General features: G+C 50.3%; 7 protein-coding genes. 2 read left to right on the top strand and 5 right to left on the bottom strand.

All coding sequences use genetic code 11. The features are described 5' to 3' along the window. Positions 1-569: 569 nt before the first annotated feature. On the bottom strand, positions 570-947 hold the full coding sequence (locus ACTRXD_RS17755) for a hypothetical protein (RefSeq protein WP_442433114.1): 378 nt from the start codon (positions 945-947) through the stop codon (positions 570-572). Positions 948-1,608: 661 nt separating this feature from the next. Between ACTRXD_RS17755 and ACTRXD_RS17750 the strand changes: the two genes are divergently transcribed. Then, positions 1,609-2,289, top strand: coding sequence for an ion channel (locus tag ACTRXD_RS17750; protein ID WP_442433113.1), 681 nt, complete (start codon positions 1,609-1,611; stop codon positions 2,287-2,289). Positions 2,290-2,374: 85 nt separating this feature from the next. Here the strand turns inward: ACTRXD_RS17750 and ACTRXD_RS17745 are convergent, their stop codons facing one another. Continuing rightward, positions 2,375-2,572, bottom strand: coding sequence for a hypothetical protein (locus tag ACTRXD_RS17745; RefSeq protein ID WP_442433112.1), 198 nt, complete (start codon positions 2,570-2,572; stop codon positions 2,375-2,377). Positions 2,573-2,772: 200 nt separating this feature from the next. After that, positions 2,773-3,849 carry a hypothetical protein gene (locus ACTRXD_RS17740; protein WP_442433111.1) on the bottom strand — a complete coding sequence of 359 codons (1,077 nt, stop codon included), beginning with the start codon at positions 3,847-3,849 and terminating at the stop codon, positions 2,773-2,775. Positions 3,850-4,378: 529 nt separating this feature from the next. Between ACTRXD_RS17740 and ACTRXD_RS17735 the strand changes: the two genes are divergently transcribed. Further along, a complete protein-coding gene (locus tag ACTRXD_RS17735) occupies positions 4,379-6,067 on the top strand; it encodes an ABC1 kinase family protein (RefSeq protein WP_442433110.1) in 1,689 nt (562 codons plus the stop codon). A 392-nt stretch (positions 6,068-6,459) separates the two neighbouring features. Here ACTRXD_RS17735 and ACTRXD_RS17730 read toward each other — a convergent pair whose 3' ends face one another. Continuing rightward, a complete protein-coding gene (locus ACTRXD_RS17730; RefSeq protein WP_442433109.1) occupies positions 6,460-10,488 on the bottom strand; it encodes an AsmA family protein in 4,029 nt (1,342 codons plus the stop codon). A gap of 271 nt (positions 10,489-10,759) precedes the next feature. After that, the gene (locus tag ACTRXD_RS17725) at positions 10,760-12,523 is read right to left on the bottom strand and encodes a SulP family inorganic anion transporter (RefSeq protein WP_442433108.1); all 1,764 of its coding nucleotides are present in this window, start codon (positions 12,521-12,523) and stop codon (positions 10,760-10,762) included. Between the last annotated feature and the right edge of the window lie 1,101 nt (positions 12,524-13,624).

The raw sequence follows: 13,624 nt of genomic DNA, 5'->3' as shown, positions 1-13,624 counted from the left end.
GGCAAACGCAGGAAACGCCGTTGACAGACTTTTTCAACACCCAGCTAAAGAGAAAAAACAGACAATTCCCATACCCCGCAGGGTGAACCAGGCCAAAAACCATAGCTCCCCCAGGAAGAGGTTTTGTTTCTTCCTTGTTTGGGTGGATACCCGTATGTACCCTATGGGATGGGAACGTCCATGATGTATGACACAACTATGAGATCGTTCCGATAAGTTGCCTTACGCGACAAGGATGGCCCATGAGGTTTAACAGGCAGGACAGCACCCCGCCAGATCAACACATCAATGTTCTAAAATTATAATGCTTGGAAAATACGGTTGGAGATACACTTGAACCGCCGTGTCATGAACAATAGGATTCATCTCCTAAGATAGCGCAAAGGGAAATGGAGACTTGTGGCATTCCCCGACCATCCGCTTGAAATTTTTCCGAGCCCTGTTTATGTTCAAGGTGGATTCAGCGTTCAGAAGCAAAGCTAGAAGTATACCACAGAAAAATTCCCCAGAAGCCCATTACCCTATCAAAACAGGCATAAATGGGTTCTTCCTGATTTTCCAATCCGGAGTTAAAGCGGGCCTCTGGTGACACTTTGGACCACAAAGGTTTTATCATCAAAGGTGATAGTCAGCGATTCCCCCTTGTCCCCTGAGGTGCTTTGAAGATCCATATACGAATAGGTCCAGATATGAATATGTCCCTCATGCGTCTTGGTTTTGAGGCGGGCGACGGGTTCTCCAAGTAGGGTTAACACCTCATCCTGAGTGGTGGTATGCGGGATGATTTCTTTTTCAATTCCTATGGGTATCGGCCTCTCACCCATCTCATAGAGATAGGCTGGGTTTTGCGCACATGCAGCGAGGAGAATAGTGAGAACAAATGACCATGTTTTTTGTAGCCCATACCCTGGCCTATTCTTCAAATCAGATTTTTCGCGTATCGTCATGAAATGCCTCCCACAAATAAAAAAATCTCATCAATCCATTCCGGCCAAGGTAAGGCGGCCCTCTCAAAGGATTCTGCCCCGAAGATCAACCTTTCTCAAAAAGTCCGACTTACCAACACAATTGTTTTTTCCTGTCATAGAGCACCAGGGAAAGATGTTTAATCAAACGCCGACTTCTCTGAGGGCGCTCTTGAATCCTCTCCCCATTTATTTTCAAGGGGTACATTATGGAGCATCCCTTGGAGTTTTGCATCCTAAATCGGGGGACCCTATCCTTATTTCGTATAATAGACTCGGAGGAATGCCTGTAAATAAAAGAAGGGATTTTGCGCAACTGCCTCATTCGTGTATCCGGCGAAGCATTTGGCAGGAAAGAGGCTATTTTACAGATGCCGATCTACAAATCTATGTGAATCGTTTGAAGAACTTTTGAGATCGCCACCACGTCGACATTCAGTCTATTGCCTTCGAACCAATCTACGTCTATCTTGTGGCCATTCCTGCCACAATGGAAAGACTCCTTTGTTGGGGAAACCTCTATGTCAAAAAATCAGAACTGAAGGGGCGCTATTCTTACCCTACCGACCATTGGAGCGACAGAAGAAAGAGGTATGGCAATAAAAATGAAGCCTCCCTCTTTCGCCATTTGGAGAAAACATCAATGCCTATCAAAAGAATGAACTTTGGGTATCTGTTAGGAGGTCTGTTGTTCCTCCTGCTTTCGGTTGCCATTGCACAAGAGGAAGGTATCACGGGTGAGACCAGGCGTTTGTTCCTGGAGCCCGCTCTTTGCCTCATGCTCCTGATGGGGATATGGAGCCATGTGAGTGAAAAAAAATGGTTGATGGTAGGAGGAATGATCCTTACTGTAAGTGGAGTCGCGACGGCGACCATCGACTATTTCTTAGACATTCCTGAGCTTCATTTTGTCAACATCTCCATACTATTTGTGTTCTCTCTGTTCAGCACCTGGATTGCTTCACGACATTTGCTCCTTTCAGGCGCAATTACTGTGAATAAAATCATTGGCGCCATCTGCATTTATCTCCTGATCGGACTCAACTGGTCGGTGTTTTATCTTTTCATCAACATCACCAACCCCGGCTCATTTCATGGACTGACATCCACCGCCATCGGAGTCCAGTTTTCAGAATTGCTGTATTACAGCTATGTCACCATTACCACATTAGGATACGGTGATATAACGCCAGCAAAGCCGATCGCCCGCACACTCGCCTATCTCGAAGCCATTGTGGGACAATTTTATGTCGCCGTGTTGGTAGCATGGCTTGTCGGCATGTATCTATCCGACAAAGGCGGCGGCCAACGCCAAAATCCCTAGATCCAATCGGACGAAACTATTGGCTCGCTCCACCCTTAGGGGAAAAAGCATCGTCAGATCGATGATTGAAAAAGAAATTCCTCTATTACTTGTTCCCAAAGGACGCCATTGACTTATAGACATCAGGAAAAAGGAGAATTCCCTTTGCGATCGTGGGAAAATCCTTCGCTACGGGACTATGGGAGTAACGTTTTTCCAGTGCGGCATCCACCTCCTTGTCAATCTCCACAGCCATACCAGCCCTTGCTGGTTGCAGACCTACAGCGACAATGATCATAACCATCCACAACATTCCTACCCACAACTACAACTCTTTCGCTTGAAGATCTCCCTTAGAACATTAAGAAAACAGGATAATCCAGTTTAAACTAATCCCGTTAAATTCATCCGTTCGTTTAAAGATTGGCTTTAATAATAAAAAATTGAGGACAAGGGGCGAATCATCTTATCTTCTCTCCTCTTTTCAGGAACCGTGCGGTACGTTTATTCCGCTTTCTTACGAATCCCTTCAAATATTTCTTCGAAATAGGGCCCCATTAACCCGCGAGCGACTGGATGCTTCGCCGAGGACCCGAAACCCGCCACTCCATCGGTGGAAATACGATAGAGAGAAACTAATAACGAGCCCTCTTTCGTAGGAAAGGCGCCCCCGATTGACTGCAAGCCGTTATACTCGTGGCTGGCATAAAAGTGTCGGTCAACGACCACGTAAGCCTCGCCCTCCTTGAATAACATGCGATGGCTTAAAATCAATGTCGGTCGGCTAAACACGTCAACATTGGCCCAATTAAACCGGACCTCGAGTGGCTTGGCCTGAATGGCTGGATATTTGAGTAAGGTTTGATGGAAAGAGGGAAAGTATTTCGCGACAAGCTTGGCCTCGTTGGTGGCTAGAAGAAGATCCTGACTCAACTGATACATCTTCTCTCCACCCCGCGCATAGGGGGGGATCCCTGACAGACCTTTGTCTCGATAGGCTTGATAGCGGGCAAGCAAAAGTTCACGGACAAGTGCCTCGACATCTGACTGGGATCCGCCTTTGGCCTTGAGGGCCTGAAAAGCGGAAATTTCCTTCGGGTCCAGATTCAACTTATCGCCCGGTTCAGCTTCAAGGTAGCGTTTGGATTCGTCTTCTCCATTGGGCTCGAATTTCAACCCCGCAAAGTCCCCAACGGTCGCCTTGTCGGAAATCTCCCCAAACGCAGTGACCGCCCCGACAAGCTTGAAGACGATAGCCTCTCGAAAGAGCGAAACCAAATTTTCAGGTACCTTGCTCACCAGCAAAACCGCTCCCAGCGCCAGCTCTCGATCAGAGCCTTCCTCTGTCGTAAATCGCACAATCTCTCCCTTCAGAACATCTTTCCGTTCGCCGTCGGAAAGAGGCAGGGCCTTGAGCAATTCCTCGGCCGTAGGAACGGCCATCGCAGGACGGGTGAAATCCATCAGAATCAGACAGATACTTACCATCACCCCAACCATGACCATAGACCCCAATTTCAATAAGCCTTTTTTAACCCTATGGAATAATGAAGAAAGCCTCAGGCCGGATGATACCACCATAGTTATTTCACCTCCCATGATAAAAATTTACTGTGGATAAAATTATAGCGGGTTTTGGAGCATGAGTATGTAGGGAAAGATAGCCGGGCGACAACCCGACACCCTTGGGTCAGCATCTCTTGCTTTAGGGTAATATTCAAAAGCTATCAAGAGGAAGATTCCTTCCCTCCACGATGAACATGGAGCCAAAAAGGCCAACCCCGAGACACGCTACGAAAAAAAATCCTCACAATGCCTCAGAGAAGGCTTGTCTTTTGAAAATTGATAAATAAGGCATAGGGTTGGCAGCATAAAACACCCGTAATGTACATTTCTTTTTCCCTTCTCAACGCATTATATTACAACTAAATTTAATATAAGAGTCCAGGTATACACTAAAATGGACAGCACCGAGACTGACTTTCATCAAGTACTCAACGCAGTATTTAACCCTGAGCACTTTGCAGGGATCTCATTTGGGTTTATGGAAAACCATGTAAAAAAGCGTAGCACGACCACCAAAATACGGAAATCACAGGAGGGCTAGACATTGGGACTCCAATCAAAAATTGCCGACCTGGGTCGGTTGCACGAAATCATCAGAGCATTCAGTATCGCGGGATTCGGCGATTTTTTCAAAAAAATGGGGCTTGAAGCCGCAGCTGAACAGACAGGCAAGATTATGAGGTGGAAATACGCAGAAGACATTGCCCACCTCGAACGTCCTGAGCGTATACGGAAACTCTTTGAATTACTCGGACCAACCTTTGTCAAACTCGGTCAAATCCTCGCCACTCGCCCCGACCTGTTCGGACCTGAGTGGATCAGTGAATTCGAAAAACTCCAATCACAGGCACCACAACTGGATTTTGAAGAGCTTCGCCCTCAGATCGAAGAAGATTTGGGAGGCCCTCTTGAAGATATTTTCCAAGACGTCGATACCAAGCCCCTGGCTGCCGCTTCTATGGCCCAGGTTCACCGGGCCACCCTAAAAGACGGGACCAAAGTTATACTCAAAATCCAACGCCCCGGAATTCGGGCGCAGATTGAATCCGATATGCGGCTGTTAACATATTTGGCGTCATTGGCTGAAAGAAACGTTCCTGAGTTAGCCTCCTATCATCCCCAAAAAGTGGTCCAGCAATTCGTGAAATCGTTACAGAATGAACTCAACTTCACGACGGAAGGGCAAAATGCCGAGCAAATTGCGGCCAACTTCGAAGGTCATGAACAAATCGTGATTCCCAAAATTTACTGGGAATGGACCAAGGAACGCATAAATATCCAGGAATTTGTAGCGGGAATTCCCGGCGTGAATATTCAAGCCATTGATGAAGCGGGCATGGATCGGAAGCGCATTGCCATGACTGGAGCCAATGCGGTACTCAAAATGATTATGGTTGACGGGATATTCCACGCAGATCCCCACCCCGGAAATTTTTTCATTTTACCGGGGGAACGTATTGCCTTCATCGATTTTGGCATGATTGGACGCGTCTCTGAGATTAGACGGCAGCAAATCATGAAACTGCTCCAGTCCCTGTTACAAAATGATGCCGAGGGCCTCTGCACCATCCTGTTGCAATGGTCTGACCGGGAAGGAGAAGACCCAGGGGAACTTATGGTGGCCGTTGATGAATTTCTGGGCAAGTATTCCGGAAGGTCGATGGAGCACATGGATCTTTCCGTTATGGTAGGAGACCTGTTGGCCCTTGTCCGGAACAACAATCTCACGATGCCACCGGATCAGGCCATGCTGCTCAAGGTTTTTGTGTCACTAGAAGGAGCTTTTAAGAAGCTTGACCCCGGCTTTGACATGATGGTCGCGATTCAGCCCACCCTTCAGGAGGCCGTGCTCAACCAGTTGTCTCCCAAAGCCCTCGGAAAACGCGGGCTCAAAGTTCTCATACAATATCTAGAGTTGTTCGCGGACCTGCCCAAGGAGATACGCCGTGCAATCTATACGGCTAAAACCGGCAACGTGAAATTTTGCATAGAGCTGACTCAACTTGATGAACTCAAACACGTGCTCATACGAGCTGTCAGCCGACTGGCCGTGGCTGCCATTACCGCAGCCCTGGTCATCGGAACCTCGATTGTGATGGCTCTTTCTAAAGGCCCGATTATCGCGGGAATCAATATCTACCAAATTTTTGGGGTTGGAGCCATCATCGGTGGGGTCTTTATCCTCCTTGCCATGATGCGGGACCAAACCTGGAAAAAAAGTCTAAAGGAGTGAAATTCCCCGCCCAAAGGGCGGGGCATTCCAAAACCCTTAAAACAACATCATCTGGCGAAACACCTGCACAAGATGTTGGCGGATATTCTCTCGAACAATCCGCCTTCGATATTTTGGAGCCTGGACCAGGTGGTGTGCGTGCCATAAACCGCATGGCTGGTTCGTTTAACCGGAATGCGCCCATACTATCACCACCTGGGTCGGCCTCCGGCCGACTGAACGTTTCCTCCCCGCTCAAAGAGCGGGGCTTCCACGTTCGTTTTAGTGAAGAGCAAAGAAACAAGAATGCAAACCGATTCGTTCAAGGCCGGTCGGTAGGCTGCTTCGGCCTTTGGAGAAAATCATAGCATAGGAACCATAAACGGTTGCCCCTGTTCACCGAGAAACTCCCTTCACTCCTTAGTATTCGAAGACGATTCGGATGCCCCGCCAAGATTACTAAAAGCCCTTTTAATCTTTCCCCATAAGCCGCCTTTAATCTCATCAAGAGCCTGAGCGGTTTGCTGTCGACCCTTTAGTGCCTCAACACAGGGATTTTGATTCATCGTACCCACCGTGGTTCCCGCTATCTGTGGAATCGCAATGACCCATCCCATTGGAGTGACCAGACCCAGCAACCCCCAACCTCCGCTTTCCGCAATCCGGAGTTTGTCGCTTGACACATCCGGATTCGAAAGCGGACCGGTGATGCGGACCGTGTGAGCCAAACTGAATAAACTGGGGTCTTTGGGCCTGGGAGTCAGGACTATGTCCACCGTTTCGTCGGCCAAATTCAATTTTCCTATGCCGGCGATAGTCAGCCGATGGGAATCGATGAGGATATCATCACTTTTCACCACTCCCTCTTCAATATCAAAATACCCGACCGTACAATTCAATTTGGTGACCGATTCACTTTTCCAGGCGGTGGTTAACGCCGTCGTGATCAAATCAGCCGCCCACAAATCGATATATTTTGTGGCCAATTCAAGTGGACCATCAACCAGTTCAAATCGTCCACTGGCTTGACCCAACACTTCATGTAACGTATCTCCTCGACCCGACAGGGCTAGTAGGATGGATTGGGATTTCCCATTCACCAGATCGGCGCCACCGAAATATCTGGCGACGCGCCCATAATTCAGGCCATGGATGTGCAATTCCACATCAAGAGTCGGAACGTATTTGGTACCGTCGAGGACAAATTTCCCTTCAAAGTCTCCTCCCCAAAGATTTCCGGTCAGGGGATGTAGTGTGAGCAAGCCTTCTTCAAGGGCGATATGAAATGAAGCATGCCCCAGATCTTCTTCCTCCTTTCGAACATGTTTGACCCCGACATCAAGCCTGAGATCAATGGCCCTGAGGTCCTCAACCGGAAAAATCCAATCCGGAATCGATTTGGGTGGTAGAGCCTCAGATTTTCTCCGCATGCCTATGGTATCGCGTACGATATTCACAGCCGATGATCCAATGCCCTTCACCGAGTCACCAATGGATTTCAGCGTCGATCGCTTTTGTTTTGCTGAGGAATCATCTAAAGGTTGTTTTACAGAACCCAGGACAAGATTCTCTGCGGTAAGTTTCCCATGCACTCGTGGGCGAATACCTTCCGTTAGGACCGTTACATCGCCACTCATATCACTTCCAGCTAGAGATCCTTCAAAATTAGTGACGTGGTATCCCACGGAAGATTTCGTCACGAGGCCGGCTATTTCCAGCGGACCTGCATCAGGCAAATCAGATGTCGCCATGAAGTCCAGATCTCTCAAATTGTCTCCTTTTACATGGATCTGGAACGAAAATTTCTCGCCTGGATGAGGAAGAGCCACATAGCCGCTCAGCTCAGCCATGGCACGTGGCACATCTGCCCGGATGTTTACCGGCCAAAATCCCTTGTTGTCCAAGAGGTCACTCACCCGGCCTCCCGAAAAACGAAGGCGAAAAGGAGTATTTTCAAGCCGCCCCTCGGCATACAAGCCCAAAGGGCCGCCTGTTACGCTTTCGACCAAGAGGTTGGAACGCAGGTCCAAAGGCTCTCCACGGTTCTTTCCTCCATCGAGACGTACCTGAAGATTGTGTCCTGTGAGGGTAACGGTAGGTTGAGCCAGGAGAGTGTCAACGGTTGCGCCAACACTTGAAAATTTAGCATGCAGATTTATGACATAATCTTTTGGATTTACAAACTGTACATCAGAAAAGACATACTCATATCTGATATCGCTCAAGGTCATTTGCCCGGAAACAGAAGGAATCGGTTTGGTGGTATCCAGATCGAGCCTACCCTGAAAGTTTCCGTAAGATGATTGCTGATTAAAAAGAGTGCCTTGCACATCCTTGACGGTGAGAAGGCCGGCATGAAGCTTGGCATCCACAATCAGATCTGACAACTGAAATTCTCCAATATTGGCTTGATAAATTATCAACTTCAAATTCCCATTGGCGGCGCTAAAGGCTTCCGTAGGGATAGAGGTATCACCTGGAGTGGACAGTTCTCTGAAATTGACATGTTCTGCGTTCAATGTCCCCGTGAATTGAGGGGGATGTTTTTCTGTCGCCACCTCCAGGGTTCCTGAAAGATCGCTGGTCCCGAATCGGCTTTGAAAATCATTCATGCGGTAACGAGGTCCTTCTTTGGTCACCAGGGCTTTGAAATGGTACGGACCAACTGCCGGCAGATCGGTATGAAGCTCACTCAGATTCTTGCCTTTGAGCGATACCCCTAACGTGCCGCTCATTTCCGGACGATCAGGATTCAAGGTCCCCGTTGCAGTCAGCACCGCGTCACCCCTCTGAGCGGTGAGGGAAATGGGCCAGGGTTTCCTCGGTCCGATCATTTCAATGAGAGAGCCGGTCATGAGTCGGACTCCATAGGTCTTATCCTGAAAAGTTCCTTTGCCCCGAATCTCTATGGGGCCGCCTTTTGAAATCCTCAGCGATAGCTGGGGAAAGGCAACGGGCAGTCGATTTTCTGGAATTGAATCGGAACGAGCGATTGTGGTGCGATCCGTCCGAATATCGACGTTCAACGACGGAAGAAATTCCTGAAGAGTGGTCCCGTGCCCAAAGGCCAACACGTCCAGATTGATCTGTCCGGCAATACCTTTTGTCACCCCGAACGCCTCCAGCGCCTGCCCAAAATTAAAAGAGTTGAACCGGGCTTTCAACCTGGTCCGTGGTGCCGAATTTTTCAGATCAACATCTAAATTGGCTTGCAACGTTCCTCCAAAACTTTTCATCTGAATTGGATCGAGGAAAATCTGATCTTCCTGCATGCCGGCCGTAAGAGATAACGAACCAATGTCCGTCTCACCCAGCAACAGGTTTGCGATGGTCACATCCAGATCAACATCCAAAGGCATCGAGGCAGAAGATTTGGACTCCGGTTGTTCCAGAGAAGCCGCCTTTTGAGATCCGTTGGTATGTGATAGAGACATCAAGTCATGAATCTGTAAGGAGTGAGAAGTCAATCGACCGGTCATCTTTTGACGTCCTCCTCCGGTCTGTATCCGCAATTGCCCGCCAAGATCCGAGGAACCCAACGTTCCCCGGATATTATTCAAGTTGATGACATCCGGAATCTTCACGACATTGGCTTCGATCATGAACGGGGCGGAATCGGGAAGGCCAACCTTTAGAAGAGCATTCAGCGCACTCAAACGATCCCCGTCAATCTGGACCTGGAGATCAAACATCTGATCGGAGTTCGCCCCCCCAACGCTTCCTTTGATAGATGCGGATGCGCCCGTTGTAACCAGCACGCCATCGACCGGCCAGGCTTCGGTCAGGGTGAAGAGATCCATAATACGCCCGCCAATCAACTCAATGTTGACAGGGCTATCCTGGTAGGTACCTTCAACTGAAAATTTTCTGTGCTGGTCATCTGGGGCATTGACCACTCCCCGATGAATGGACACATCTGTCGTTTTCCCAGCCGGATATGACCGGTACCTGACTCGGGAGCGTTCGATAAAGATCTCCCCTCTTTCGGAAACAGTCATGAAGACCGATGGCACGGACCGGGACACGATTCCAGGCTGGCTGTCCTTTCGGAAGGTCCAGTTGTCGAGACCTTCCGATCCTTCTTCTAAAAAAAGTTCAGCGCCCTCAAGAGCAATCTTTTCCGCCTCCAAGCGACGTTGGAGAAGCGGTCCCAAGGATAGTCCGATCTCAAGCCGGTCGGCCCGGAAAAAATGTGGTTGAGAAGCCCAGGGAGGATTAGACACAGAAACATGTTCCAGAATTAACCGCGGATGCAAGGAAAAAGTCAGAGAGAGAGGTCCTTCCAGGGAAACCTTTCTTCCCAGGGCCGCCGAAAACCCCCGTTCAAGAGTATCGCGATATAGTTCGGTTTTGATAAACGGGAATAACACATAGGCGAGAACGACACAGGCTCCAAAAATGAGAGCCAGGCTGATCCAAAATTTTCGTGAGGGTCGAAACATATATTTTTCATTCTATAACATGAGGCCCCCTGCAATCATTTCTATTCGTATAATCTCGATTTTGGGTTTGAGTCGGGATAAAAGCCAACCACAAAGATGCCGCCCTCCCCTCCTTAGGAAAAGATAAATTCGAAGGAAGCTGAAATCTGCCGGTGGGCATGAGGTCCGGCGTCAAAAATTTCCCGTCGACCCGCTAAAGGATGGAAAGCAGGGGTACCCATTAGCAGGATCTGCCAAGTTGACGCTGGATACGCAGGGGTGAGGGTGGTTGCTATGTTGCCGGTGGAATTTGAGCAGCTTGACTCCCCTCTCCTGGATACTCCTGGAACTCGTCGATGGCATCAGCCACCGTGACCCCATGACCGAAGTAGCCGACGCGTTCCTCCAATCCTTCGGCGCGCAGGATATCGCGCACCGTTGCGTGCGGCGAAACGAGCCGAAGAAGGATCCCCATTTCCTCGAGTGTCGCCTGCAGGGTTGCCAGCATACGCACACCGGCCAGGTCGACGATGGGTGAAGTGGAAAGATCGCATACCACCAGTTTCAGCGTGCCGGTGGTTGAACGAATGTTCTGCCAGACGGCATCACGCACGTGCTCAACATTGAAGTACAACAGCGACGCCTCCACACGAAACACCAGTACCCCGGGCACGGCTTCGTTCGTCGGGTTGCGGCTTATGTCGGAGTAATTCCGGGTGCCGGGGATGCGGCCGAGGAAGGCCACATGCGGTTGCGCGGCGCGTCGGATGAGCAATAACATCGAGATCACGACCGCCACCATCACGCCTTTCAGGATACCCAGCACTAACACACCGGCGAAAGCAACCATCGTGACGCTGAAATCGAACCGGCTAACTCGCCACACATGACGCAGTTCGCCGATGTCAACCAACCCCTTGACGGCAAAGAGCACGATGGCCGCAAGCACGACGATGGGCAAGTTGCTCAACAATCCCGTCAGGTAGATCAGGCACAGGCCGATGGTTGCTGATGCGAACACCAGCGCGAGCGGCGTTTTCGCCCCGGCCTTGTCGTTCACGGACGATTGTGACAGCCCGCCCGCCACCGGGTACGCCTGACAGAATGCCGCAGCCAGATTCGCGGCACCGAGTCCGAGTAATTCCTGGCGTGGGTTAATTTCGTAGCCGTTCGCTTGCGCCAGGGTTCGTGCTGCGGACACGCTTTCTACGTAGGCCAGCAACAGACAGGCAAACGCCAAAGGAAGCACGCCGTCCACATCCCGTACCCGCAGGGCCGGCGCATGGAAGTCCGGCAACCCCACCGGCAGCGCGCCGACGACATGGAAACCAAGATCACGAAGGGACGTAACCGATAAGACAATGATGGAAATCACCACGACGAACAGTGCGACCGGCTGACCCGGCAGTAGCCTTTCCCCCACTAATAGCATGGCAAGCGCAGCAAGACCGAAAATCAACACCGCGAGGTTAGCATCGGGAATCTGGCTACCTAGTACGACGAGCCGCTCGAAGAAATGTTCTCCGCCCCCTTTGACCCCGAACAACTTGGGCAACTGAGTCAAGGCGATCGTAAGCGCTGCGCCGGCTTTGAAACCGAGCAGGATGGTTTCGCTGATGAAGTTGACCAGAGAACTCAATCGCAGCAGCCATGCAAACACGCACATGACAGCCATGACCAGGGCTGTCAGCCCTGCGATGTCCGCCCATCGTCCGGGGTCGCCCTGTGCCATGCCGGCGACAGTGACCCCGACAAGCATTGAGATCGCCGAAGTGGGCCCGATCGCAAGCTGGCGCGACGAGCCGAACAACGCATAGAACAGGCCCCCGACCAGGTAGCAGTACACGCCGTATTGCGGCGGCAATCCGGCGAGGGACGCATAGGCGAGTGACACTGGAATACCGTAGGCAGCAAGGGTGACGCCGGCAATGGCGTCCTGGGTCACCCATTGCGACTGATATGTCGCCAGCCATTGCGCCGGCGGAAAGGCCGCACGCCATCCTTTGACCGGACCTCCGCCCACGAGATTGCCGGCGGATCGGGTTTCTTCAGTCATGACGTCGTGTCCCTTGACATATCTACTCCGAAATCCCGTCCGCCGACACGCCTGTCCAGGGAGATGAAGTGGTTGACAGGTAATGAGCGAAACATACCATACCCCGGTTTTGAGAAGTGATAAACTCGTCTCTTTCAGAACCCACGGAGAGGTTGCTTTCACCGACCTTTTGCTTCACACAAAGTTTGCGCCCTTCGAGACCCGCTAAGCAACAAGCGCGTTTTACGGACAAACCCTACGATGGATTTTCAATACCCATCGTAAAGCTGTAAGGCCGAACAATTCTCACCCGAATCTCAACCATGACATGTTGTTCCCATGTATGACAGACTGCCCAGTGTAAGACAGACTGTATGACTTATGGTACGTACCACTGGTGCAAGACCTGCCAATTCACTGAGATGACCGATGGATAAAAGCGGTGCGCAAGCCGCAGACCCGGGCACGGCTTCCTTGCGCAAGAGGAAAGTAGGATTACTTGATGCTGCATGTGACATTTTCCCCTTTCCGCCTCCCCCTTTTTCTGGCGCGTTCCTCCATACTCGTGTGTACATCCTATCCCCGTCGTCGAATTTTTCAACTCATTTCCGCACTCACTTGTCGATCTGATCCCTGAAAACCATCGGTCACTGAATGGGGCGGTGTCCACCACGCCGTATCAAACAGCAATAGCTCCATGAATAGCGCCTTGGATGATATTCCAACGTTACCTCTTTCGCTCCTTTTTCTGAATACCGGCATCCACCCCTTGAATTCGAAATGGATCGCCCTTTCACTCCACAGGATTTCTTAGGTTACAATTCCGGATCCCCGATCACGAAATGATGATCATATGCAATAGGTTTCGTGCACTCTGATTTGTTCCGTTACTATTCCATTCACATAATCCTAAAAACGGCAGTTGGTCGGTGCGCAACCCTTCGACACGCCCGCTCCGCAGGCTGGTCAGGGCGAACGGACACTTCCCCAATTGAGTGAGTGGGAGTGTTGAATAAAACCAATTTCCAAGGGCATATTGCCCCACAGGCACGTTGCATATTAGAGGTCTCGGGGCGGTTCAAAAAAGTTCGTCCAGCAAGGCCACAGCCATTTTTGCGCGCA

This window comes from Nitrospira sp. T9, assembly GCF_052156535.1.
Lineage (GTDB): Bacteria > Nitrospirota > Nitrospiria > Nitrospirales > UBA8639 > Nitrospira_E.
Note: the sequence above shows the minus strand (reverse complement) of the source record. Positions and strands in the feature narration are given on the sequence as shown.